The organism is Microbacterium festucae, from assembly GCF_025421715.1.
GTDB classification, from domain to species: Bacteria; Actinomycetota; Actinomycetes; order Actinomycetales; family Microbacteriaceae; genus Microbacterium; species Microbacterium festucae.
Map to the genome: position 1 here is coordinate 12978 of NZ_JAOEFC010000001.1, position 23113 is coordinate 36090.

At 73.5% G+C, this 23113-nt stretch carries 25 protein-coding genes, 1 tRNA gene and 1 riboswitch; of the genes, 15 read left to right on the top strand and 11 right to left on the bottom strand.

Going from position 1 to position 23113, the window contains the following annotated elements:
* The gene (locus tag N3K63_RS00060) at positions 1–1668 is read right to left on the bottom strand and encodes an arginine--tRNA ligase (protein ID WP_261577919.1); all 1668 of its coding nucleotides are present in this window, start codon (positions 1666–1668) and stop codon (positions 1–3) included.
* A gap of 246 nt (positions 1669–1914) precedes the next feature.
* Positions 1915–2760, bottom strand: a complete 846-nt coding sequence (locus N3K63_RS00065; protein WP_261577920.1) for a transglutaminase-like domain-containing protein — start codon at positions 2758–2760, stop codon at positions 1915–1917.
* 102 nt (positions 2761–2862) lie between these two features.
* On the opposite strand from N3K63_RS00065, the gene N3K63_RS00070 reads away from it, so the two are divergent.
* Together N3K63_RS00070 and N3K63_RS00075 are read left to right on the top strand one after the other, a co-directional pair.
* Positions 2863–3621 carry an SGNH/GDSL hydrolase family protein gene (locus N3K63_RS00070; RefSeq protein WP_261577921.1) on the top strand — a complete coding sequence of 253 codons (759 nt, stop codon included), beginning with the start codon at positions 2863–2865 and terminating at the stop codon, positions 3619–3621.
* Between the two features lie 16 nt (positions 3622–3637).
* A tRNA-Arg gene (locus N3K63_RS00075) sits at positions 3638–3710 on the top strand.
* Between the two features lie 89 nt (positions 3711–3799).
* Here the strand turns inward: N3K63_RS00075 and N3K63_RS00080 are convergent.
* On the bottom strand, positions 3800–4918 hold the full coding sequence (locus N3K63_RS00080; protein WP_261577922.1) for an FUSC family protein: 1119 nt from the start codon (positions 4916–4918) through the stop codon (positions 3800–3802).
* Positions 4919–4987: 69 nt separating this feature from the next.
* Positions 4988–5308 carry a DMT family transporter gene (locus N3K63_RS00085; protein WP_261577923.1) on the bottom strand — a complete coding sequence of 107 codons (321 nt, stop codon included), beginning with the start codon at positions 5306–5308 and terminating at the stop codon, positions 4988–4990.
* Positions 5309–5318: 10 nt separating this feature from the next.
* Positions 5319–5383, bottom strand: a riboswitch (guanidine-III (ykkC-III) riboswitch).
* A 112-nt stretch (positions 5384–5495) separates the two neighbouring features.
* On the opposite strand from N3K63_RS00085, the gene N3K63_RS00090 reads away from it, so the two are divergent.
* On the top strand, positions 5496–5708 hold the full coding sequence (locus N3K63_RS00090) for a hypothetical protein (protein ID WP_261577924.1): 213 nt from the start codon (positions 5496–5498) through the stop codon (positions 5706–5708).
* Between the two features lie 37 nt (positions 5709–5745).
* On the opposite strand, the gene N3K63_RS00095 is transcribed toward N3K63_RS00090, so the two are convergent.
* The 3 genes from N3K63_RS00095 to N3K63_RS00105 form a co-directional block, all read right to left on the bottom strand.
* On the bottom strand, positions 5746–6597 hold the full coding sequence (locus tag N3K63_RS00095) for a CPBP family intramembrane glutamic endopeptidase (RefSeq protein WP_261577925.1): 852 nt from the start codon (positions 6595–6597) through the stop codon (positions 5746–5748).
* Entirely contained in the window at positions 6594–7343 is a 750-nt protein-coding gene (trmB, locus tag N3K63_RS00100; protein WP_261577926.1) for a tRNA (guanosine(46)-N7)-methyltransferase TrmB, read from the bottom strand. The genes N3K63_RS00095 and trmB overlap by 4 nt, the downstream gene beginning before the upstream one ends.
* 452 nt (positions 7344–7795) lie before the next feature.
* Positions 7796–8629, bottom strand: a complete 834-nt coding sequence (locus N3K63_RS00105; protein ID WP_261577927.1) for a DUF3097 domain-containing protein — start codon at positions 8627–8629, stop codon at positions 7796–7798.
* 180 nt (positions 8630–8809) lie between these two features.
* Between N3K63_RS00105 and N3K63_RS00110 the strand changes: the two genes are divergently transcribed.
* The 4 genes from N3K63_RS00110 (at position 8810) to N3K63_RS00125 (ending at position 13114) form a co-directional block, all read left to right on the top strand.
* The gene (locus N3K63_RS00110) at positions 8810–10870 is read left to right on the top strand and encodes a TPM domain-containing protein (protein WP_261577928.1); all 2061 of its coding nucleotides are present in this window, start codon (positions 8810–8812) and stop codon (positions 10868–10870) included.
* A gap of 109 nt (positions 10871–10979) precedes the next feature.
* The gene (locus N3K63_RS00115; RefSeq protein ID WP_261577929.1) at positions 10980–11711 is read left to right on the top strand and encodes a PspA/IM30 family protein; all 732 of its coding nucleotides are present in this window, start codon (positions 10980–10982) and stop codon (positions 11709–11711) included.
* A 147-nt stretch (positions 11712–11858) separates the two neighbouring features.
* Positions 11859–12668: an arginase family protein gene (locus tag N3K63_RS00120; protein ID WP_261577930.1), complete on the top strand. Its 810-nt coding sequence runs from the start codon at positions 11859–11861 to the stop codon at positions 12666–12668.
* Positions 12665–13114, top strand: a complete 450-nt coding sequence (locus N3K63_RS00125; RefSeq protein ID WP_261577931.1) for a Fe-S oxidoreductase — start codon at positions 12665–12667, stop codon at positions 13112–13114. The genes N3K63_RS00120 and N3K63_RS00125 overlap by 4 nt, the downstream gene beginning before the upstream one ends.
* 30 nt (positions 13115–13144) lie before the next feature.
* Here N3K63_RS00125 and N3K63_RS00130 read toward each other — a convergent pair whose 3' ends face one another.
* From N3K63_RS00130 to N3K63_RS00140, 3 genes are all read right to left on the bottom strand, one after another.
* Complete coding sequence (locus tag N3K63_RS00130) at positions 13145–13612, bottom strand: SIP domain-containing protein (RefSeq protein ID WP_261577932.1); 468 nt, start codon at positions 13610–13612, stop codon at positions 13145–13147.
* A gap of 85 nt (positions 13613–13697) precedes the next feature.
* Entirely contained in the window at positions 13698–14420 is a 723-nt protein-coding gene (locus N3K63_RS00135) for a tyrosine-protein phosphatase (RefSeq protein ID WP_261577933.1), read from the bottom strand.
* Positions 14417–14896 (bottom strand): carboxymuconolactone decarboxylase family protein, encoded by a 480-nt coding sequence (locus N3K63_RS00140; protein ID WP_261577934.1) that lies wholly within the window; start codon positions 14894–14896, stop codon positions 14417–14419. Before N3K63_RS00140 ends, N3K63_RS00135 begins: the two co-directional genes overlap by 4 nt.
* A gap of 51 nt (positions 14897–14947) precedes the next feature.
* Between N3K63_RS00140 and N3K63_RS00145 the strand changes: the two genes are divergently transcribed.
* The 8 genes from N3K63_RS00145 (at position 14948) to N3K63_RS00180 (ending at position 22516) form a co-directional block, all read left to right on the top strand.
* Positions 14948–15865 carry an alpha/beta fold hydrolase gene (locus N3K63_RS00145; protein WP_261577935.1) on the top strand — a complete coding sequence of 306 codons (918 nt, stop codon included), beginning with the start codon at positions 14948–14950 and terminating at the stop codon, positions 15863–15865.
* 158 nt (positions 15866–16023) lie between these two features.
* The gene (locus N3K63_RS00150) at positions 16024–17535 is read left to right on the top strand and encodes an ABC transporter substrate-binding protein (RefSeq protein WP_261577936.1); all 1512 of its coding nucleotides are present in this window, start codon (positions 16024–16026) and stop codon (positions 17533–17535) included.
* Entirely contained in the window at positions 17532–18482 is a 951-nt protein-coding gene (locus N3K63_RS00155; protein WP_261577937.1) for an ABC transporter permease, read from the top strand. The genes N3K63_RS00150 and N3K63_RS00155 overlap by 4 nt, the downstream gene beginning before the upstream one ends.
* The gene (locus tag N3K63_RS00160) at positions 18479–19375 is read left to right on the top strand and encodes an ABC transporter permease (RefSeq protein WP_261577938.1); all 897 of its coding nucleotides are present in this window, start codon (positions 18479–18481) and stop codon (positions 19373–19375) included. The genes N3K63_RS00155 and N3K63_RS00160 overlap by 4 nt, the downstream gene beginning before the upstream one ends.
* Positions 19372–20160: an ABC transporter ATP-binding protein gene (locus N3K63_RS00165; RefSeq protein ID WP_261577940.1), complete on the top strand. Its 789-nt coding sequence runs from the start codon at positions 19372–19374 to the stop codon at positions 20158–20160. The genes N3K63_RS00160 and N3K63_RS00165 overlap by 4 nt, the downstream gene beginning before the upstream one ends.
* The gene (locus N3K63_RS00170; protein WP_261577941.1) at positions 20157–20963 is read left to right on the top strand and encodes an ABC transporter ATP-binding protein; all 807 of its coding nucleotides are present in this window, start codon (positions 20157–20159) and stop codon (positions 20961–20963) included. Before N3K63_RS00165 ends, N3K63_RS00170 begins: the two co-directional genes overlap by 4 nt.
* Positions 20964–21027: 64 nt before the next feature.
* Positions 21028–22086 (top strand): M4 family metallopeptidase, encoded by a 1059-nt coding sequence (locus tag N3K63_RS00175; RefSeq protein WP_261577942.1) that lies wholly within the window; start codon positions 21028–21030, stop codon positions 22084–22086.
* Positions 22070–22516: a protealysin inhibitor emfourin gene (locus tag N3K63_RS00180; protein ID WP_261577943.1), complete on the top strand. Its 447-nt coding sequence runs from the start codon at positions 22070–22072 to the stop codon at positions 22514–22516. Before N3K63_RS00175 ends, N3K63_RS00180 begins: the two co-directional genes overlap by 17 nt.
* On the opposite strand, the gene N3K63_RS00185 is transcribed toward N3K63_RS00180, so the two are convergent.
* A complete protein-coding gene (locus tag N3K63_RS00185; protein WP_261577944.1) occupies positions 22496–23110 on the bottom strand; it encodes a GNAT family N-acetyltransferase in 615 nt (204 codons plus the stop codon). The two genes, N3K63_RS00180 and N3K63_RS00185, sit on opposite strands and share 21 nt — an antisense overlap.
* Positions 23111–23113: the final 3 nt, after the last annotated feature.

Here is a 23113-nt window from a genome sequence, read left to right on the forward strand (position 1 = left end):
TCACATCCGTTCGGGCGCGCTCACGCCGAGCAGGTCCAGTCCGTTGCGCAGCACCTGGCCGGTGGCGTCGTTGAGCCACAGGCGCGTGCGGTGCAGGTCGGTGACCGGCTCGTCGCCCAGCGGGGTGACGCGGCAGTTGTCGTACCAGCGGTGGTAGAGGCTCGCGAGCTCTTCGAGGTAGCGCGCCACGCGGTGCGGCTCGCGCAGCTCGGCGGCAAAGGCGACGATGCGCGGGAACTCCTGCAGGGCGCCCAGCAGCGCCGACTCGGTCTCGTGGTCGAGCAGCTCGGGGGCGAACGCGTCGCGGGCCACGCCCACGCCGGCCGCGTTGCGGGCCACGTTGTGGGTGCGCGCGTGGGCGTACTGCACGTAGAACACCGGGTTGTCGTTGGTGCGCTTGGTGAGGATCTCGGGGTCGAGCGTCAGCGGCGAGTCGGCCGGGTAGCGCGCCAGCGAGTAGCGCAGCGCGTCGGTGCCGAGCCAGTCGCGCAGGTCGTCGAGCTCGATGATGTTGCCGGCGCGCTTGGACAGGCGCGCGCCGTTGACCGACACGAGCTGTCCGATGAGCACCTCGATGTCCTTCTGCGGGTCGTCGCCGGCCGCGCCGGCGAGGGCCTTCAGGCGGTGCACGTAACCGTGGTGGTCGGCGCCCAGCAGGTAGATCTTGTGCGCGAAGCCGCGGTCGCCCTTGTTCAGGTAGTACGCGGCATCCGCGGCGAAGTAGGTGTACTCGCCGTTGGAGCGGCGGATGACGCGGTCTTTGTCGTCGCCGAAGGCGGTCGTACGCACCCAGACGGCGTCGTCCTGGTCGAAGACGTGGCCCTGCGCGCGCAGGCGGTCGACCGCCTCGTCGACGAGGCTCGGCTCGCCGTTCGGACCCTTCGCGTGCAGGTCGCGCTCGCTGAAGAACACGTTGAAGTGCACGTTGAACGCCTCGAGCGAGGCCTGCAGGTCGCCCAGCTGCAGGCGGTAGGCGGTGTCGCGGGCGGTCGCCTCCTGCTCGGCGAGGGGCAGCGCGAGCAGATCGGGCTGCGCGGCGATGACGCGGCGGCCGAGGTCGTCGATGTACGAGCCCGGGTAGCCGTCTTCGGGGGTGGGCTCCCCCTTGATCGAGGCCAGCACCGACCGGCCGAAGCGGTCCATCTGGGCGCCGGCGTCGTTGACGTAGAACTCGCGCACGAGCGTCGCGCCGGATGCCAGCAGCACGCGCGCCATCGCGTCGCCCAGCGCCGCCCACCGGGTGTGCCCGATGTGCATCGGTCCGGTCGGGTTCGCGCTCACGAACTCGAGGTTGATGGTGGCCCCGCGCTGGGTGTCGTTCGTGCCGAACGCGGCTCCCGCCTCGACGATCTGCCGGGCGAGGGCGCCCGCCGCCGCGGCATCCAGGCGGATGTTGATGAACCCCGGGCCGGCGACCTCGACCGAGGCGATGCCGTCGACGTCGCCGAGCGCGTCGGCGATCTGCTGCGCGAACTCGCGGGGGTTGCCCCCGACGGCCTTGCCGAGCTTCATCGCCGCGTTGGAGGCCCAGTCGCCGTGGTCGCGGTTCTTGGGGCGCTCCAGCGGCAGGTCGGCGGCGGTCAGCCCGGCGCTCGAGCCCTCGCGTCGCGCCTCGGCGAGCGGGACGATGACGGCGAGCAGGGCTTCGGAGAGGGCATCGGGATTCATAGCCCCTCGATTCTACGGTCGGCGCCCCTCGGCATCCGCCCGGCGGGGTGGGCGCGCGCGTGTGGACGGGCGCGTGGGCGCGGCGTCACGCCTGCCGAGTGTCCAAGACACGCGGCATCCGCGCGGAGCCGGCCGCGTGTCTTGGACACTCGGCGGGTGGGGATGGGGGCACCGGGGGCGGGGCGGGGGCACCGGGGCCGCGGCGGGGCGGTACCGGGGCGGAGGCGTGGCGGAGCGGACCGGGGGTCAGGCGATGGCGACGAGGTCGGTGATGTCGTCGGTGGCGGGGTCGGATGCCGCGGCGGCGGCGCCGACGGCATCCACATCGGCGGCGTCGTCGGGCACGACGAAGGCATCGACGCGCATGCGCTGCAGGCCGACGTAGGCCCCGTGGTAGCTGAGGAAGGCGCAGTCGGCGGCGTCGCGGCCGGTGGCGATGCGCACGAGCGAACGGCGGTTGGCCAGGCGCGTGGCGTCGATCGCGTACCAGCTGCCGTCGAGGTAGGCCTCGGCGACGGCGTGGAAGTCCATGGGGCGCAGGCCCGGCGCGAAGCAGGCGGCGTAGCGGGCGGGCATGTCCATCGCCCGCAGCAGCGCGATGACGACATGGGCGTAGTCGCGGCACACGCCCTGACCGGTCATGAGGGTCGTCACGGCCGAGTCGGTGCCCTGGCTGAGTCCGGGCGTGTAGGTCGTGCTGGTGGCGACGAACTCGCTCACCGCGGCGATGAGGTCGTGACCCTGCAGGCCGCGGAACTGGCGCCGCGCCTGCGAGAACACCTCGTCGGACTGGCAGTAGCGGCTCGGGCGCAGGTAGGTGATCGCCTCGAGGTCGCTGGTGGCGCGGGGCGCGACCGACCCGTCGATGAGCGCCTCGTAGCGCACCTGCAGCGGTCCGGCGTCGCCGTGGAGCACGTGCAGACGGCTGCCCGACTGGTCGACGATCTCGTTCGGCGTGTAGACGCGGTCGCCCTGCACGAAGGTCAGTTCCTCGCGCACGACGGGCGCCGGCTGGGCCGCCGTGATCTGGAAGATCAGGTCGACGGACGACCCCAGTTCCAGGTCGAGTTCGGCGGTCACGTTGCGCTGCACCGAAGTATCCTCGCACGCCGCGGGAGGTGCTCCGGCACGCGCGGATGCCGGCCGGTTCCGGCCCGATTCCGCGTGCGGCCGAACGTGGCTTACCCTCTACGCATGACGCGCCCCGACACCCGCCCCCGGCGACGCGTCGTGTGGGCGATCGGCGCGCTGATCGCGGTGGTCGCGCTCATCGCCGTCGCCGCGTCATGGCGGCCCTGGACGGCCCCCGCCGCGACCGTCGCCGCCGGCGCCGACGAGCCGGTGGGAGTGGCCCTGCCGGAGCGGTTGGACCTGCCCGACGACGCCACGGTGCTCGTCTTCGGCGACTCGTGGACCTACGGGTCGGCCGCCGCCGCCCCGACCCTCGGCTACGCCTACGTGCTGGCCGAGCTCACCGGCTACACCACCGTCGTCGACGGAGTGCGCGGCAGCGGCTACCTCAAGCCCGGCCTGGACGGCCCCGACTTCGGCACGCGCATCGCCGCGCTCGATCCCGCACTGGATCCCGACCTGGTCATCGTGCAGGGCTCCATCAACGACCGGCGGCTGCCCGCCACCGGCTATGCGGATGCCGTCAGTGCGGCCTGGGACCGCCTCGCGGCGACCTACCCGCGGGCGCGCATCCTCATCCTCGGACCGGCGCCGCAGGTGCTGCCGGTGGAGCCTGCCACCGCGCGCATCGACCGCGACCTGCAGACCCTCGCCGCCGACCGCGGCTGGTGGTACGTCTCCCCCGTGCAGGACGACTGGATCACCCCGGCCAACTACGCCGACGTGATCGACACGGGCATCGGCCGGGATCACCCGTCCACCCCCGGACACCGCTACCTCGCCGAGCGGGTGGCCGCGGCGATCGCCGCCGCATCGCGGTGATACCCTCGATCGGTACGCCTCCGTAGCTCAGGGGATAGAGCGTTGGTTTCCGGTACCAAAGGTCGCAGGTTCGATTCCTGTCGGGGGCACTTCATCCATCACCCGTCGGTGTGACACCGCGCGGGATCCAGCGCGCGGCACCGCCGGCGCACCGCCGCGGGCGCACCAGCCGCGCGGATCACACGAACGGCCGGCAGCCGTCGATGATCCGGTGCAGGAAGATCACGGCGGCCGTCGGCTCGTCCGCGCCGCGCCCGTCGCCGACCGGCGCGGTCTCGCGCAGCCGCTCGACGGCGCCGACTGCGGCGTCGAGGCGCTCGGCTGCGGCGGGATCCCCCACCGGGGTGCCCACGACCTCGGCGACGGCGGCCGTCGCCTCCGCCAACCGGGTGCGCGCCGGCTCGCCCCGCAGCCCGTCGACGGCGTGCAGTCGCTCGATGACATCGGCGAGCTCCCGCGTGTACCGCCACGACAGCTCGAGGCCGCGCAGCCGCGCGTCGTTCTCGTCCAGCTCGCCGCGATGGCGGCGCCCGCGCGGGTTGACGGTGCCGCTCTCGCGCGCTTCGCGCACATCGTCGCCGACGGCATCCATCGTCTCGGCGAAGAGGTCGAGCTCACGCTGCAGGCTCTCTGGGTCGACGTCGGTGGCGGCAACGGCATCCGCCATCGCGCGCAGCTGGGCGGCGAGCGCATCGCGCAGCACGCTGAGGCGCCCGCTGGCGCGGCGCACGTACAGCGGCGGCACGACGACGAGGTTCACGACGATCCCGACGACCACCCCGACACCGGTGGTGACCAGGTACGACACCGAGAAGTCGGCGAGGTCGCGCCCGCCGACGAGCAGCACGAACAGCGCCGCCAGGGCCACCCAGTCACGGCCCACGCCGAGCACGCCGACCCCGCCCAGCAGCACCCCGACCAGGATCACGGCCGCCAGCGCCACCCCGCCGGGCCAGCCCGCGAACACGATCGCCAGTCCGACCAGGCCGATGCCGACGCCCAGGGCGAGCCCGGCGAGGGTCTGCGCCCCCGAGTGGGCCGACCGCGCGACCGTCGGGTACATCGTCACGAGCACGCCCAGCGGCGCGTAGTAGGAGTACTGGTCGTCGGTGAACGGCACCAGCGGCGCCAGGTACCAGGCCAGCACCGCGGCGAAGGCGGCCTTGCCCGCCAGCAGCAGGCGCGCCGGGCTGCCGATCGGCGCGAACGCCGCGAGCATCGCCCGTCCCCGGGCGCGCGCGGCGTCGGCCCCGCGGGAGGCGCCGGCCGCGGACGCGGAGCGGACTGTTCGGGTCATGTGCCTGCCTTCGTTCGGATGCCGGCACGCGTCTGCGCACCGGAGGTGTCGGGCCGAACGGATGCGGGTTTACTCGTGGCCGACGGGCTTGAGCCCCACCACGCAGCCGACGAGGCCGAGGATCAACAGCATCCGCACGAACGAGAACGACTCGTCGCCGGTGGCCATCGCCCAGCCGACCGTGAGGGCTGCGCCGATGCCGACCCACACCGCATACGCCGTGCCGGTCGGGATGGTGCGCATCGCCCACGCCAGGCCGCCCATGCTCGCCACCAGGGCGACGCCGAACACGACCGACGGCCAGAGCTTCGTGAAGCCCTCGGACTTGCCCAGGGCGGTCGCCCAGACCGCCTCGAGGATCCCGGAGATGATGAGAATGATCCACGCCATGACTGTGCCTCCTGGCCAGTCTTGTCGCTCACCGGGTACTGATCCGTCGTCCGGGGACCTGTGGAAGATCCGATGCCAGGCTAACGCCCCGACCTGATCAGCGCCTGGGCAGGATCATCCTCCCGACGGATGCGCATCGTCCCGTCGGCCGATCCGCCGGCGGCCAGCGCTCCGTAGCGTCGATGACATGAGCACAGCGAGCCTCGACATCCGTTCCGCCGCCCGCCCCGGCATCCGTCCGGGCCGGCCGGACCGCCGCGACGGCGGGTCACGCGGGCGCGCCGTGGCGGGGGCGGTGCTCGGCAACATCCTGGTGATCGGACTCGTCATCGCCGCCGCCCTCACCGGTCCGATCGCGGCGACGATCGCGTTCCTGCCGCAGGTGCTCGAACGCCTCTGAGCCCGGGCTCGGGCGCGGGCCCGGGCGCGGCTCGGGCTCAAGGGGAGATGAAGAAGATCGCGCTGAGCAGTCCGGGGTTGTGCGCGTGCACGAGCACCGCGAACACGACCGCGTCGAACAGCAGGTGCACGGTCACGACATAGCCCAGCGAGCGTGTCCTCAGGAAGATCACCGCCTGCAGCAGGGCGAACGGGATCGTCAGCGCCGGCCCCCACGCCTGGTAGCCCAGCTCCCACAGGAACGACACGAACACGATCGCCTGCAGCACGTTGGCCGCGGCATCCGCGAAGTGCCGCCGCAGCAGCACGAAGCAGGTGCAGATGAAGAACAGCTCGTCCCAGATGCCCACCGCGCCCACGCCGACGAACAGCCGTGCGATGAGGTCAGGGCTGTCGACGACCGGCCAGTTGAGGTAGACGTCCGAGGTGATGAAGTAGAACGGCAGGATCAGCCACCCGAGCAGCAGCACGAGGCCGAGCCAGATCCACTGCCACCGCTTCCAGCGCGTGCCGCCGCGCCAGGGGAACCCGATCGCGCGGTCGCGGTAGACCCACCGCGAGATCACGTAGGGCACGACCACCGCCCCGCCGAGGGCGAGGGTGAAGCGCAGCATCGCGAGGTTGTCGAGCTCGGCCTTCAGCGGGATCGCCGAGACGATCAGCAGGCCCGCCGCGATGAGCGACAGGTCGCGGGTGAGCGACGGCGCGGATGCCGTGACCGCGCGGCGCTCGATCAGCAGCGCCCAGGCGAGTCCGGCCGCCAGCAGCAGCCAGCCCAGCCACGGCAGCAGCAGCACGAAGAACGCCGGTGCGGCCAGGCACACGAGCAGCGCCGGCCCGGTCCCCCACGCCACCAGGGGGCGTGCGGATGCCGCGCCGCGCGCGTTCATGTGCGGTCCGCGCGCCGGTAGACGAGGTCGCGGATGTCGCGGCCCTTCGCGAGGCCCTTGCGCTCGAACGCCGTCATCACGCGCCCCTCGAACCGCGGCGCCCACTCGCCCTCGAACGCGGGCGCGAAGTCGTCGGCGCCCCGCATGACCTCGCGCATCTGCAGGGCGTAGTCCTCCCAGTCGGTCGCCAGGCGCAGCAGACCGCCGCCGGTCAGCGCCCGCGCCGCCAGCGGCGGGAAGGGCGGGGCGACCAGGCGCCGCTTGTTGTGCTTGGACTTGTGCCACGGGTCGGGGAAGAAGATCCACAGCTCGTCGATCGACTCGGCGGGCAGCAGGTGCTCGAGCACCTCGGGGGCGTTCGCCTCGACCAGGCGGAGGTTGCGCGCGCCGACGCGGTCGGCGTCGAGCATGGTGCGGGCCAGCCCCGCACGGAACACCTCGACCGCGATGAAGTCGGTGTCGGGGTGGGCGAGGGCGGCGTTGACGATCGCGTGTCCCTGGCCCGAGCCGATCTCCACGACCCGCCGGGCGTCGCGGCCGAACACGGCGACCGGGTCGATGACCGTGCCCGGACGGATGCTCGTGGCCGCGGCATCCCGCTCGACGTCGATGACGTAGTGCGGGGCCAGGTGTTCCCAGGCACCCTCCTGCGCATCGGTCATGCGGCCGCTGCGGCGGACGAACGACACCGGCTTGTCGCGGAAGCGCCGCTCGGGCGCGAGGTCGTCGGCGTCGGGATGCGGCACAGTCCCAGGGTACCGGCCCCGCTCCCCGCCCCGCCGCGGGTTCCGGTCCGCCGCTCTCCGCTCACGCCCCGGCGCGAAACTCCTCCACTTCGCGGCGCGACCGCTCGAGAGAGCGCTCCCCGGGGCTGGAACGGCCCGGAATGGAGGAGTTTCGCGAGCCGGCGCGGACACCGGACACCGCGCGTCGGGCCGTCCACGCGGGCGGCCCCGGTCCGCGAGAGGCAGCACGAGTCCGCGGACGGGAGCTCGAGGCCGCCCGCGGCGAGCCTGGGGGCGGCGACCTCCGGCCCCGCCGCGCCCGCCCGGGCCCCGCCACGCCCGCCGGGCCCCCGGCCCACCGCCGCGAAACTCCTCCGATCCGGGGCGTCACCGCCCGAGAGACCGCTCCCAGCCCGACAACGGGCCCGATGTGGAGGAGTTTCGCGGGGCGGCGCGGAGCCGGGGCGGTGGGGTCAGTCGACGGTGACGAAGTCGATGAGCTCCTCGACGCGGCCGAGGAGGGCGGGGTCGAGGTCGCGGTAGGTCTTCACCGACCCGAGGATGCGCCGCCAGGTGCGGGCGATGTCGGCCTGGTCGCCGGTCGGCCAGCCGAGGGCGCGGCTGACGCCGACCTTCCACTCGATGCCGCGGGGCACGTCGGGCCAGGCGCGGATCCCCAGCACCTCGGGACGCACGCACTGCCAGACGTCGATGTGCGGGTGACCCACGATCTTCAGGTGCGCGCCGTGCGGGCCGCGCATCACGCTGTCGGCCAGCCGCGACTCCTTCGACCCGGTCACGAGGTGGTCGACGAGCACGCCGTAGCGGCGACCCGGGCCGGGCGGGTCCTCCTGCAGCACGTCGGCGAGCAGGTCGACGCCCTGCAGGTACTCGACCACCACGCCCTCGGCGCGCAGGTCGTCTCCCCACACCTTCTCGACGAGCTCGGCGTCGTGGCGCCCCTCGACGAGGATGCGGGACGCCCGCGCGACCCGCGCGCGCTGCTGCGGTGCGGCGAATGACCCGGATGCCGTGCGGCGAGGACCCGTCGGCGCCACGGCTGCGGGGGCGACGAGCTCGACGAGCACGCCCTCCACGAGAAAGCCCGCGCCGAGCGGGAACACCCGCACCCGACCGTGCCGGTCTTCCAGTTCGACCATGCCGCCGCGCACCCCGACGACGGCGCCGCAGTAGCCGTCGGCGGCGACCTCGACGACGAGGTCACGCTCGGCCGGGGTCTTCTGCACGGTGGGTCGGCCGGCGGTGCGCCAACCGGGGGCGAGCACGTCGTCGCCGTATCTGTCCATGGTGTCCTCCGCAGCGGTCACCCTAACCCGCGGCGGGGCGCGCGGGCCCGAGCGACGCACGGTGCGGCGGGGAGACCTAGGTGTTCTCTGTGAGCGTCCGCCCCACCTGGAATCGCATACCGGGCCGGGCATAGGATCGGCGACAAGGGGGCGGGAAGCGGGCCCCGTGGGAAGGAACGCATGCGTTCGCGTCTGGCATTCGCGCTCGTCGCGGCCGGGTCGATCGTGCTCGGCGGTGCCGCGTCGGCGGCGCTGGCCACCGAGCCCGTCGCGCCCCTCACCGAGCCCGTCGCGCCCCTCACCGAGCCGGTCGCTCCCCTGACCGCGCCGGTGACCCTGGGGTCCGGCCACGTGCTCGATCAGGCCGATGTGCTGACCGATGCCGAGGAGCAGAGCCTCGACGAGCGTCTCTCCGCCCTGCCCTCGGACGGCGTGGAGCTGTGGGTGACGTACGTCGACGTCTTCACCGACCCGAGCGATGCCGCCCAGTGGGCCAACACCACCGCGACCGTCAACAACCTGGGCCCGAACCAGTACCTGCTCGCCGTGGCGACCGAGGGCCGGGCCTACTACCTCTCCGGCGACGAACAGGGCCCGGTGTCGGGCGCGGAGCTCACCGACATCGAGCAGGACCTCATCGCGCCGGCCCTGCGCGCCGGCGACTGGGCGGGCGCCGCGGATGCCGCCGCCACCGGCCTCGCCGACGCGGCGGGCGCGGGCGGGGTGAGCCCGATCTGGGTCGTGCTGCTGATCGTGGTGGTCGTCGCCGTCGGCATCCTCGTCGCCGTGGTCGTGGTGCGCTCTCGCAAGCGCGCGGCCGCCGGCGCTCCCGGCACGGGCGGCGGCGCCGCCCCGGTGCGCTCCACCGCCGACCTGCGGCGGGACGCCGCCTCGGCCCTGGTGGCCGCCGACGACGCCGTGAAGACGAGCGAGCAGGAGCTCGGCTTCGCCATCGCGCAGTTCGGCGAAGAGACGGCGCGCGAGTTCACCGATGCCCTCACGGCGGCCAAGGCCGACCTCGACCACGCGTTCTCGCTGCAGCAGCAGCTCGACGACGACGTCGCCGACACCGACGCGCAGGTGCGCGCCTGGGCGCAGCAGATCCTCGACCTGTGCGCGCACGCCGATACGGTGCTCGACGAGAAGGCCGCCGCGTTCGACCGGCTGCGCAGCCTCGAGCAGAACGCCCCCGAGGCGCTCGGCCGCGTGCAGACGCTGCGGGCGACGGTGGCAGAGCACGCCCCCGCCGCGCAGTCGCGCCTGCAGGCGCTGCAGACCGCGTATGCGCCGGAGGCGCTGGCCACCGTCGCCGACAACCCGGCCCAGGCCGCCCAGCGGCTCGCCTTCGCCGACGAGCGTCTCACCCTCGCCGAGCAGGCGATCGGGGCCGGCGACGGCTCGGAGGCCGCCGTGCACATCCGCGCCGCCGAAGACGCCGTCGCGCAGGCGCAGAAGATGCAGGATGCCGTCGGCTCGCTCGCCGCCGACCTGGCCACCGCCGAGCAGTCGGCCGCCGCGCTGGTGACCGACGTCGAGACCGACCTGGCCACGGCGGCCACGGTGCCCGATCCCGACGGCCGGGTCGCCCCGGTGATCGCCGCGACCCGGCGTCAGCTCGACGCCGCCACGGCGCTGCTGACCGGCACGGCGCGCCGACCGCTGGCCGCCCTCGAGCAGCTCGAGGCCGCCGACACCCAGATCGACGCCCTGCTGGACGGGGTGCGCGATGCGCAGGAGAAGGCGCGCCGCGCCGAGCGGCAGCTCGCCCAGCTGCTCACCCAGGCCCAGGCGCAGGTGTCGGCCGCCGAAGACTTCATCACCTCCCGCCGCGGCGCCGTGGGCGCCACCGCCCGCACCCGGCTCGCCGAGGCGGGGGCCGCCCTCGTGCAGGCCCGTCAGCTCGCCGACTCCGACCCCGCCGCGGCCCTCGGGGCCGCCCAGCGCGCCAACGACCTGGCCGCGCAGGCGCTCGGCGCCGCACAGGGCGACGTCGGCGCGTTCGGCGGCGGTGGGGGCACCGGCGGCGGGCTCGGCGGCAACATCATGGGCGCCGTGCTGGGCGGCATCATCGTCAACGCGATGCAGGGCGGCGGCGGCGGCTTTGGCGGCGGCGGCAGCTTCGGTGGCGGCGGCTTCGGCGGCGGATCGTCCCGCGGCCGCACCGGCGGCGGGGGCGGCTTCCGGCCCGGCAGCTTCGGCGGCGGCGGCACCCGTGCCCGCCGGGGTGGAGGTCGATTCTGATCCGCCGACGACTCGCATCCGCCGGGCCGGTTCGGCTCCGCACGAGACTCCCCGCCCGTCCCGATTCCACGCTCGACCTCCGACCTACCTCCTCCAGAAAGGGAACCCGATGGTAAAGCAGTCCATCTTCGGCCGCATCTCGACGCTCGTGAAGGCGAACATCAACGCGATGCTCGACTCCGCCGAAGACCCGCAGAAGATGCTCGACCAGCTCGTCCGCGACTACAGCAACAACATCGCCGACGCCGAGGCGGCGATCGCCGAGACGATCGGCAACCTGCGCCTGCTCGAGCGCGACCACGCCGAAGACGTCAAGGCCGCCACCGAGTGGGGCGGCAAGGCCCTCGCAGCCAGCCGCAAGGCCGACCAGCTGCGGCAGTCGGGCAACGCCGCCGACGCCGACAAGTTCGACAACCTCGCCAAGATCGCGCTGCAGCGTCAGATCAGCGAGGAGAACGAGGCCCGCACGCTGGCCCCGTCGATCGCCGCCCAGACCGAGGTCGTCGACAAGCTCAAGGACGGCCTCAACGGCATGAAGCAGAAGCTTCAGGAGCTGAAGTCGAAGCGCTCCGAGCTGCTGGCGCGTGCCAAGTCGGCCGAGGCGCAGAACAAGGTGCACGACGCCGTCAAGTCGATCGACGTGCTCGACCCGACCAGCGAGCTCGGCCGGTTCGAAGACAAGGTGCGCCGTCAGGAGGCGCTCGCGGCCGGCAAGGCCGAGATCGCGGCGTCGTCGCTGGACGCGCAGTTCAACCAGCTCGAAGACGTGGGCGAGCTCACCGAGGTCGAGGCGCGCCTGGCCGCGCTGAAGTCCGGCGCCGCCCCCGCCATCGAGCAGTAAGACCCGGTACGCGAGGCATCACGCCGGCGGGACGCCCCGCCGCGCGTGGTGCCTCGCGTCGTCGATGATCCCGGGCCGCGCCGCGGCGGACGGGCAGCCGCAGCGCAGGCCGGTGACAGCGGATGCCGACGGCGGAAGGATGAGAGCATGACGCGTTTTCTGGTGGTGCCGCAGTGGCAGGGCTCGCCCTCGCCGCGCGCGATGATGCTGGTCGACGGCGCCGAGGCCATCGCCGGCGACCTGCCCCGCTCGGCGACCACGCGCATCGAGGTGCCGGCCGAAGCAGGCGAGCCCCTCGACACCGGCATCCGCCGCTTCAGCGCGCTGTCGCGGGTGCGCGACGCGGTCGCCGAGGCGCTGGCCGGCTCGGACGAGCCGGCGATCGCAGTGGGCGGCGACTGCGCGGTCGCGGTGAGCGCCGTCGCGCACGCCGCGGCGCGGCATCCGTCGCTGGCCGTCGTCTGGCTCGACGCCCACGCCGATCTGCACTCCCCCGACACCTCGCCGTCGGGCGCCTTGGCCGGCATGGCGCTGCGCGCCCTGTTCGACGAGGGTCCGTTCGCCCAGGCGGCCGTGGGTGCCGAGCGCGTAGTGCTCGCCGGCTCGCGCGAGTTCGACGATGCGGAGTGGGACCTCGTGGCCGCCGGCCGGGTGCGTCACGTCGCCGCCGACGCGTTCGCCGACCCGCGGGTGCTCGTCGATGCCGCCCTGGCGACGGGCGCCGACGCGGTGTACGTGCACGTCGATCTCGATGTCATCGACCCGGCCGACCTCGCCGGGCTCGCCCTGCCCGTCCCCTTCGGGGTGCCGGCGGGGCAGCTGATCGCCGCCCTGGGGGCGCTGCGCGAGCGGATGCCGCTGGTCGGCGCCTCGATCGCCGGCTTCGCCCCCGCGAGCCCGGCCGCCGCCGTCGACGACCTCGGCACCATCCTGCGCGTCGTGGGCGCGCTGGCATGAGCGCGCTGCGCACCCCGCCCGCCGGCTGGCGGGAGCGCGCCGCCCGCGCGGTCGCCCGCGGCGAGCGCCTCGACGCGTTCCTCCCCTTCCTCGACTCTCCGCTCAGCCGGGCGGGGGCGTGGTGGGGCACCGCGGTCGGGTTCGTCTGGGGCGGCCTGTGGTCGACCGGGCGGGTCGAGCGCCGCGAGGGCCTCTGGGTGTTCACCGGCATGCCGGCCCGCACGTTCCGCCGCGGGGGCGTCTGCGTGGGCGCCTGCTACCTCACCGGCGACGCGCGGGTGACGGCGGCGGTGCTGCGCCACGAGGCCGTGCACGCGCGGCAGTGGCGGCGCTACGGAATGCTCATGCCGCTGCTGTACCTGCTGGCCGGGCAGAACCCGCTGACGAACCGGTTCGAAATCCTCGCCGGGCTCGAAGACGGCAACTACGTGCCGCGCGGCGCCTGAGGCGGCGTCCGGCGCCGGCGCGGGGCGGACTCAGCGCGCGGCGGCGAGGCCGAAGCGCGCGGGGGTGCCGATGCCGTCGGCGTCGAAGCCGAGCGCACCGGTGAGGTGGTCGAAGATGTCGGCGGTGCCGAGGTAGCCGCCCAGCAGGTGGATGCGGGTGGCGCGGGCCGCCTCTTCGCAGAGCATCTCGTCGGCCCAGCCGGTGACCGCGCGGGTGAGTGCCTGCCCGGGCACGCAGGTGCGCCCGGTGCCGGGCGTGCCGCTGCGGCGCGAGCGGTCGAGCCAGGTCACCGTCATGCGCGCCGGCGCGTCGATGCGGCCGATCCACTCGGCATCCGGCACTTCGATGAACACGCGCCCGGTCGAGCAGATCGGCAGCGTCGCGATGAGCGCCTGCAGCTCGGCGAGGCTGTGCTCGTCGGCGGTGATCAGGTGCTGCACGCGCTCGTGACGCGACGCCTTGCAGGCGGTCGGGTCGTGGGCGAGACGCGTGGACATGATGAGGCCACTATACCCCCCACAGGATAGGCATGCCTAACCTTCGCGCCAGGCGCGGATGCCGGCCGCGACGACCGCGCCGCGGTCACCCCTCCCGGGCGACGAGCACCTCGCGCAGCCGCTGCAGGTCGTCGGCGTCGAGCCCGTGGGTGCGCAGGAACGCGGCCGCCCCGCCGTGCTCGCGGTCGATCTCGGCGAGCAGTTCCCGCATCACCGGGGCCGGCGAGCGCGTCGCCAGCGCCTCGAGGTTGCGCGCCTCGGGGTGGGCGCTGCGCAGGTAGGCGAGCACGCGCGCGTTGCGCCGCTCGGGAAGCGAGGCCTCGGTGCGCGCGTAGTCGGCGACGATCTCGTCCTCGTCGACCCCCGCGGCGGCCAGCGCCAGCGCCACGGTCACCCCGGTGCGGTCTTTGCCGACGGTGCAGTGCACGAGCACCGGGGCATGGCGGGCGATGGTCTGCACGGCCGCGACGATCGCCTGCGACCCCTCGGCGAGGATCGTGCGGTACATGCTCTCGAGGGTGACGTCGGCGTCGAAGAAGGATGCGGTGGAGCCGGCGAACAGCGGCGCGCGCACCGTCTCGAGCTCGCTCGAGCCGATGAGGTCGACGCGCGACGGCTCGGAGGCCACCTCCTCGCCCGAGCGCAGGTCGACGATGCGGCGCACCCCGAGCCCCCGCAGCACGGCCGCGCCGTCGGCGTCGAGCCGGGCCAGATGCCCCGACCGCAGCAGCACGCCGTGGCGGGTGACCCCGTCGCCGGCGCGCAGCCCGCCGACGTCGCGGAAGTTGAGGGCGCCCGAGACGCTCACGCGCGGGTGTCGCCGCGCCGGGGCGGCACCGGGTACTTGCCGGCGATGGTGATGCGGTTGAAGGAGTTGATCGACACGAGCAGCCAGCTGAGGGCGACGTACTCCTGCTCGGTGAAGATGCCGCCGACGTGGTCGTACACCTCGTCGGGGATGCCCTCTTCGTGGATGTAGACGTAGCTCTCCGCCAGCTGCAGCGCCGCCCGCTCGCGGGCGCTGAACACGCCCGACTCCCGCCAGGCCGCCAGCTGCGCGATCTCGTCCACCGTCACCCCGGCCGTCACCGCGCGGTCCACGTGCACGCGCACGCAGTAGGCGCAGCCGTTGAGCTGCGAGGTGTGCAGCAGCACGAGCTCCTTCAGACGCTCGTCGATCCCCGCGCTCTTGGCGATGTCGCCCACGGTCTGCGAGAAGGCCTCGAGGGCGTCGTAGGCGGGGCGGGCCGAGCGCGAGAGGTGGACGCGGCGTTCCTCAGTCATGACCCCCACCCTGTCACGTCACCCCCACGGGGGCGAGGCAGAATGGCGGTCATGGATGAGTTCCAGTTCCTCCCCGCGCAGGCCGAAGCCGTGGGCGTCGCCGCCCCCGCCGTGCGCCGGCTGAGCCACACGCTTCCGGACGGGCGCTCGGTCAGCGCCCTGCACTACGGCGACGCGCCGCCGGTGGTGACCTTCCTCCACGGCGCCGGCCTCAACGCGCACACGTGGGACACGACGATCCTGTCGCTGGGCCTGCCCGCCCTCGCCGTGGATCTGCCCGGTCACGGCGACTCGTCGTGGCGGGACGACGCCGCCTACACCGGCCGCGCCCTCGCCGCCGACCTCGCCGAGCCCCTCGCCGCCTGGACGAGCACCCCGCAGGTGCTGGTGGGCCAGTCGCTGGGCGGTCTCACCGCCGCCGCGCTGGCCGCCGCCCACCCGCAGCTGGTGCGCCACCTCGTCGTCGTCGACATCACCCCCGGCATCGACCCCGACGGGGATGCCGCGCAGATCGGCGCCTTCTTCGCCGGCCCCGCCGACTGGGCCTCGCGCGATGAGCTCGTCGACCGGGCCCTGTCGTTCGGGCTCGGCGGCACCCGCGCGGCGGCCACCCGCGGCGTCTTCCTCAACTCGCGCGTGCGCGAGGACGGGCGCGTCGAGTGGAAGCACCACTTCGCCCGCATCGCCAACGCGCTGGCCGCCAACCCGGATGCCGCCGCCGCGGCATCCGCGCAGCAGAAGGCGCTGCGGGAGCTGCTGTCGGCCGGCGGCTGGGACGATCTGGCCCACGCGAGCGCCCCGATCACCCTCGTGCGCGGCGACCGCGGCTTCGTCACCCCCGCCGATCTGGCGACCTTCCGGGAGCGCGTGCCCGGCGCCACCACCGTCGATGTGCCCTCCGGTCACAACGTGCAGGAGGAGCAGCCGGCCGCGCTGGGCACCCTCGTGCGCGACATCGCCGGGAAGTGATCGGGCGGCGGCGCTGTTGCTGTCAGCGGTGTTGATGACACTGGATGTCAGCACTTGCGGCGCCGGAGCCTAGGCTGTTACGCGCACAAGAGTCGGCAGCTCCGGCGCAGTACCCAGCAACGACGCGCCCTGCCCCCTGCGAAAGGACCACCCCCGACATGCTCCGTCGTCTCACCCTCGCCGCCGCGGCCCTCGTCGCCGCCAGCGCGCTGGCACTCACCGCGTGCAGCGCCGGCGGCAGCCCGGCCCCCTCCGCCACGGCCGGCACCCCCGACGCCGACGCGTCGGTGGCCATCCGCCTGGTGCTCGAGCCGGGCAACCTCGACATCCGCGAGACGGCCGGCGCGGCGCTGGACCAGATCCTCATCGACAACGTCTACCAGGGCCTGGTCTCCCGCACCCCCGAGCAGGACATCGTGCCCGCCCTGGCCAGCGACTACGAGGTCTCCCCCGACGGCCTCACCTACACCTTCACCCTGCGCGAGGGCGTGACCTTCCACAACGGCGAGGAGCTCACCCCCGCCGACGTGGTGTGGTCGCTCACGCAGGTGCGCGACACCGCCACCTACCGCGACTCGGCGCGCCTCGCCCACGTCACCGGCATCGCCGCCGAGGGGCAGACGATCACCCTCACCCTCGACCAGCCCGACTCGACGCTGCTGTGGTCGCTCACCGGCCGCGCCGGCCTCATCCTCAAGCAGGACGACACCATCGACCGCAAGACCGCGGCCAACGGCACCGGGCCCTACCGCCTGGGCACCTGGAAGCAGGGCGACTCGATCAGCTTCGAGCGCAACGACGACTACTGGGGCGACAAGGCCCCCGTCACCGAGGTCGTCTTCGACTACATCCCCGACACCCAGGCCGCCCTCACCGGCGCCCTCGCCGGTGAGCTCGACGTCGTCACCGGCTTCGACGCGACGCTGAAGGACCAAATCGAGGGCAACGGCGACTTCGTGCTCGAGACCGGCGCGTCCACCGACAAGGGCACCCTGGCGATGAACTCGACCAAGGCCCCCCTCGACGACGTGCGCGTGCGCCAGGCGATCCGCCAGGCCATCGACAAGAAGTCGATCGTCGCCGCCCTCGGCGCCGGCCAGACCCAGTACGGCCCGATCCCCGAGCTCGACCCGGGCTACGAGGACCTCAGCGACACCGCCCCGTTCGACCCCGAGGCGGCCAAGAAGCTGCTCGCCGATGCGAACGCCGAAGACCTCACCCTCACCCTCACGCTGTACAGCGGCTACGGCACCACCGTCTCGCAGATCCTGGTGTCCAACCTCGCCGACGTGGGCATCACGCTGAAGGTCAACCCAGTCGAGTTCCCGACCTGGCTCAACGACGTCTACATCAACAAGGACTACGACCTGAGCTTCGTGCTGCACACCGAGGCGCGCGACTTCGAGAACTGGGCCAACCCCGACTACTACTTCACCTACGACAACCCCGAGGTGCAGCGCCTGTACCAGGAGTCGGTCGCCGCCACCGATGAGGGCGACGCCGCCGACCTGCTCGCCCAGGCCGCCGCGATCGTCGCCGACGACCAGGCCGCCGACTGGCTGTACAACGGCGCGTCCGTCGTCGCCGTGGGCACCCACGTCACCGGCATGCCGACGGTCAACGTCAACGAGCGCCTGAACCTCGCCGAGCTGGCCAAGAGCAAGGGGTGATCCGCTACGCGCTGACCCGACTGTCCCTGCTGGTGCTGGGACTGTTCGTGGCCAGTGCGCTCATCTTCGTCACCCTGCGGGTGCTGCCCGGCGACGTCGCGCAGCTGATCGCCGGCCTGAACGCCACCCCCGAGCAGCTCGCGGGCATCCGCGAGCGGCTCGGGCTGGGCGACCCGCTGGTCGTGCAGTACCTCACGTGGCTGGGCGGGGTGCTCACCGGCGACCTCGGCACCTCGCAGCTGACCGGCACGCCCGTCGCCGACGAACTGCTGGAGAAGGCCGCCGTCACCGTGCCGCTGGGCCTCATGGCGATGACGGTCGCCCTGGTGATCGCCCTGCCGTTCGGCGTCTTCGCCGCGATGCGTCGCGGCCGGGCCTCGGGCACCGTGATCAACGTCACCGCCCAGGCGCTGGCAGCCGTGCCGGTGGTGTGGGCGGGGATGATGCTCGTCGTGGTGGTGGCGGTGTGGCTCGGGTGGCTTCCCGCGCAGGGCTTCCCCCGCACCGGCTGGTCCGACCCCGGTCTCGCCTTCCGCTCGCTGCTGCTGCCGGCCATCACGATCGGGGTGATCGAGGGCGCCATGCTCATGCGCTTCGTGCGCTCGGCGACCCTGCAGGCGGTCGGCCAGGACTACGTGCGCACCGCCGCGGCCAAGGGCCTCACCCGCACCCAGGCGCTGCTGCGCCACGGCCTGCCCAACGTCGGCCTGTCGATCATCACCGTGCTGGGGCTGCAGGTGGCCGGCATCATCGTGGGCGCCGTCGTCATCGAGCAGCTGTTCAGCCTGCCCGGCATCGGGCGGATGCTGGTGGCCGATGTGGGCCAGCGCGACCTGCCCAAGGTGCAGGGCGAACTGCTCGTGCTCACCGGGTTCGTGCTCATCGTCGGCTTCCTCGTCGACCTCCTCCACCGGGTCATCGACCCCCGGCAGCGGGAGGCGGAGTGAGCGCGCGGGTGGGGCGGGCACGCGCCTCGTGGCTGCGGCGCCTCTGGGCGCTGGGCACCGGACGGTTCGGCATCATCGTGGTGCTCGTCGTGGCCCTCACCGCACTCGTGTCGGTCTTCTGGACCCCCTTCGACCCGCAGCAGGTCGACGTCGCGGCGCGCTGGTCGCCGCCGGGCTGGCCGCACCTGCTCGGCACCGACAACTCCGGCCGCGACATCCTGAGCCTCCTGATGGCCGGGGCGCGCACGACGGTGTGGGTCGCCGTCGGCGCGGGCGTCGTGGCCACCGTCATCGGCATCCTGCTGGCCGCCCTCGGCGCGCTCACCGCGCGCTGGCTGCGCGAGACGGTCGCCGTGGCCGTCGACATCCTCATCGCCTTCCCGGTGCTGCTGATCGCGATGATGCTGTCGGCGGTGTGGGGCGGTTCGCTGCTGGTGGTGATCGTCTCGGTCGGCATCGGCTTCGGCGTGAACATCGCCCGTGTCACCCGGCCCGAGCTGCGCCGCGTGCTGCACAGCGACTTCGTGCTGGCCGGTCGCGCGGCCGGGCTCACCCCCTTCCAGAACCTGTGGCGGCACCTGCTGCCCAACGTGGCGCCGGTGTTCATCGTGCAGCTGTCGTGGGGCATGGCCGTGGCGGTGCTCGCCGAGGCGGGCCTGTCGTACCTCGGCTTCGGCGCGCCCGTCACCGAGCCCTCGTGGGGCCTGCTGCTCAAAGACCTGCAGGCCTACATCACCGTGCACCCCGGCAGCGTCGTGTGGCCGGGGCTGGCGATCACCCTCACCGTGCTGGGTCTGAACCTGCTCGGCGACGGCCTGCGCGAGGCGACCGACCCCACCCTCAGCCGCCGGCGCAGCGCGGCGCGCACCCACCAGCCGGAGGTGATCGCATGACCCTCGAGGTGCGCGACCTGGTGATCGACATCGACGGCGCACGGGTGGTCGACGGCGTCTCGTTCGACGTGCCCGAGGGCGCCCGGGTGGGCCTGATCGGCGAGTCGGGCTCGGGCAAGTCGATGACCGCGCTGGCGATCCTCGGCCTCCTCCCCGACGGCGCCGAGGTGGGCGGCAGCATCCGCTGGCAGGGGCGCGAGCTCATCGGCCTGCCCGAGCGGGAGCTGGCGGCGCTGCGCGGCGACGAGATCGGCATCGTCTTCCAGGAGCCGCGCACCGCGCTGAACCCCATCCGCACCGTCGGTCGTCAGATCGCCGAGGCGTTCCGCATCCACGAGGGCCTGGGGCGGCGCGAGGCGCTGGCCCGTGCGGTGGCCGAGGCCGATCGGGTGCGCCTGCCCGACCCCGCGCAGATCGTGCGGCGCTACCCCCACCAGCTCTCCGGCGGGCAGCGTCAGCGCGTCGCGATCGCCGCGGCGCTGGCGTGCCGGCCGCGCCTGCTCATCGCCGACGAGCCGACCACGGCCCTCGACGTCACGATCCAGGCCGACATCCTCGAACTGCTCCACGGGCTCGTCACCGGCGACGGCATGTCGCTGGTGTTCATCACGCACGACCTCGCGGTGCTGTCGCAGATCGCGACGGATGCCGTCGTGCTCGACGCCGGTCGCGTCGTCGAGCAGGGCCCCCTGTCGACGCTGCTCACCGCGCCCCGCTCCCCCGTCACGCAGGGCCTGCTGCGCGATGCCACGGCCACGGTGTGGCGACCGGGAGGCGGCGCATGAGCGACAGTCTCATCCGCGCCCGCGGACTCGGGCGGCGCTTCCGCCAGCCGACGACGCGGCTGTTCGAGCCGAAGAAGTGGACGACGGCCCTCGACGACACCGACATCGATGTCGCCGCCGGCTCGGCCATGGGCGTCATCGGGGAGTCGGGCTCGGGCAAGTCCACGCTCATCCGGCTGCTGCTGGGACTGGATGCGCCCACCACCGGCACCGTGGAGGTGGACGGTCGCGCCGTCGACGCCCGCGCCGGCGCCCGCGCCCTGCACTGGCTGCGCCGACGCACCGGCGTCGTGTTCCAGGACCCCTACGCCTCGCTCGACCCGCGGATGAGCGTCGGACGCATCGTCGGCGAACCGCTGTGGGCGCTGGGGATCGACGGCGACCGGCGCGCGCGGGTGCGCGAGGTGCTCACCGACGTCGGCCTCGACGCCGCCATGGCCGAGCGCTTCCCGCACGAGTTCTCCGGCGGGCAGCGCCAGCGCATCGCCCTGGCGCGCGCGATCGTGCACCGCCCCGACATCCTCGTCGGCGACGAGCCGCTGTCGGCGCTGGATGTGACGGTGCGCGCGCAGATCCTGGAGCTGCTGCGCGACCTGCGCCGCCGCGACGGACTGACACTCGTGCTCGTCTCGCACGACATCGGCGTGGTGCAGAACCTCTGCGACGACGTCGTCGTGATGAAGGACGGCCGCATCGTCGAGGAGGGTCCGACCGAGAAGGTGCTGCTGCAGCCGCAGGTGTCCTACACCCGGCGCCTGCTGGCCTCCATCCCGGTGATCGACCCGACCCGCCCCGGGGCCTGACGGGCCCCGACGCGGTGCGTCATGCGCGCCCCGCGACGTCGGGGGCCGCGGTTACCCTGGGCGCATGCACGCGATCATCCCCCCGTACCTGCTGGCCCGACTCGCGGCATCCTCCGAGCCGCACGTGGCCCGCGCCGCCGAGGCGGCCCGTCAGACCCTCGCCGCGCCGCGGGTGTACCGCCCGACGCGCGCGAGCATCGACCTGTCGGTCGAGGGCGGCGCGCTCGTGCTCGAGGCCTCGCCGGCGCCCGACCGGGTGATCTCCGACGCGCAGCACCGCGAGCAGCTCCCCGGGGTGCGCGCCCGCGGCGAAGACGACCCCGCCACCGGCGACGCCGCCGTCGACGAGGCCTTCGACGGGCTCGGGGCCACCTTCGCGCTGTTCTGGGAGGCGTTCGGCCGCTCGTCGATCGACGGCGCCGGCGGCACCCTCGAGGCGACCGTGCACTACGGCGAGGACTACGACAACGCGTTCTGGAACGGCGAGCGCATGGTCTTCGGCGACGGCGACGGCGAGGTGTTCACGGGGTTCACCCGCTCGGTGTCGGTCATCGGCCACGAGCTGACGCACGGCGTCGTCGAGCACGCCGGGGGGCTGCAGTACGTCGGCCAGTCCGGCGCGCTCAACGAGTCGATCGCCGACGTGTTCGGCGCGCTCACCGAGCAGCATCTGCGCGGGCAGACGGCGGCCGAGGCGTCGTGGCTGATCGGCGCCGGCATCTTCACCGACGCCGTCCAGGGCGACGCGCTGCGCTCGCTCAGCGCCCCCGGCACCGCCTACGACGACGACGTGCTCGGCCGCGACCCGCAGCCGGCCCACATGCGCGACTACGTGCACACCAGCGCCGACAACGGCGGCGTGCACATCAACTCCGGCATCCCCAACAAGGCGTTCCACCTGGTGGCCACCGCCCTCGGCGGTCACGCCTGGGAGCGCGCCGGCCGCATCTGGTACCTCACCCTCACCACCGGCGGCCTGTCCGACACCGCCGACTTCGCCGAGTTCGCCGCCGCCACCCACGCGGCCGCGACGCGCGAGTACGGTGAGGGATCGGAGGAGGCCGCCGCCGTCCACGCCGCCTGGGTGGGTGTCGGCGTGATCGAGGATGCCGCACAGCGCTGACGAGACCGCGACCCCCGACGACGTGCGCGCCGGCGACGGGCGGGGACCCCGCGCCGGCGACGGGCGGGGACCCCGCGCCGACGCACCCGCCGACGCCCCCGACGACGACGGCACGATCGTCGTGATCACGGTCGTGCGCTCGGGCGGGGTGGCCGGGCTCGTTCGCCGGTGGCGGGTGTCGGCCGTGGCCGACAGCGAGCCGCGGTGGATCACCCTCATCGACGCGTGCGACTGGGATGCGGCCGTCGCCGCCGCGCGGGGGGCCGATCGCTACCAGTGGGAGATCGAGGTCACCGCTCCCCCGGTGCGCCACCGCGCGCAGGTGCCCGACGGCGCGCTGCTCGGGCCGTGGCGCACCCTCGTCGACGCGGTGCGCGAGGCGGATGCCGGCGCCCCGGCATCCGAGCGGTCAGCCGCGCCCGAACAGTGAGCGCTTCTTCTTCTTGGGCGAGAGCTGCTTCTGCAGGTAGATCGTGCCCAGCCAGCGGCCGAACTTGAAGCCGACGCGGCCCATGCGGCCGACCTCGACGAAGCCGAGCCGCTCGTGGAGGGCGATGGACCCCTCGGCGCCCTTGTCGCTGATGACGGCGACCATCTGGTGGATGCCGACCTCTTCGCTGGCGGCGATGAGTGCCTCCAGCAGCGCCCGCCCGAGGCCCTTGCCGGTGGCGGCCTGGCCCAGATAGATCGAGTTCTCGACGCTGTAGCGGTACGCCGACTTCGACGACATCGGCTGCACGAGGGCGTAGCCCAGCACCTGCCCGGTGGGCGACTCGGCCACCAGCACCGGCATGCCGAGCTTGGCCAGGTGCGCGAGCTTGTCGCGCCACTGCGCGAGCGACCACTTCTTCTCGTCGAAGGTGACCACCGAATTGGTCACGTAGTAGTTGTAGATCTCGCGGATGTCGGGGATGTCGGCATCGCGGACGGGTCTGATCTCGTAGGAGAAGGGCCGCTCGGCCTCGACCCGGCGCAGGTGCGCGGGCAGGCGGCGACGCGTCTTCTCGTACTCCTCTTCCAGCATGCG